Source organism: Janthinobacterium sp. BJB426 (assembly GCF_002735705.1).
Lineage (GTDB): Bacteria > Pseudomonadota > Gammaproteobacteria > Burkholderiales > Burkholderiaceae_D > Janthinobacterium.
On sequence record NZ_PDZL01000067.1, the window covers coordinates 1 to 552 of the forward strand.

At 50.9% G+C, this 552-nt stretch carries 1 rRNA gene; it reads right to left on the reverse strand.

The features are described from left to right. Nucleotides 1–552, reverse strand: a 23S ribosomal RNA gene (locus CSQ93_RS28575); the annotation flags it as partial.

Consider the following 552-nt stretch of genomic DNA (forward strand, 5'->3'; position numbering starts at 1 on the left):
ATATCCGCAGCTTCGGTGACTGGCTTAGCCCCGTTACATCTTCCGCGCAGGACGACTCGATCAGTGAGCTATTACGCTTTCTTTAAATGATGGCTGCTTCTAAGCCAACATCCTGACTGTTTTAGCCTTCCCACTTCGTTTTCCACTTAGCCAATCTTTGGGACCTTAGCTGGCGGTCTGGGTTGTTTCCCTCTTGACGCCGGACGTTAGCACCCGACGTCTGTCTCCCAAGCTCGCACTCATCGGTATTCGGAGTTTGCAATGGTTTGGTAAGTCGCAATGACCCCCTAGCCATAACAGTGCTCTACCCCCGATGGTGATACTTGAGGCACTACCTAAATAGTTTTCGGAGAGAACCAGCTATTTCCAAGTTTGTTTAGCCTTTCACCCCTACCCACAGCTCATCCCCTAATTTTTCAACATTAGTGGGTTCGGACCTCCAGGGCGTGTTACCGCACCTTCATCCTGGCCATGAGTAGATCACTTGGTTTCGGGTCTACACCCAGCGACTGATCGCCCTATTCGGACTCGATTTCTCTACGGCTTCCCTAT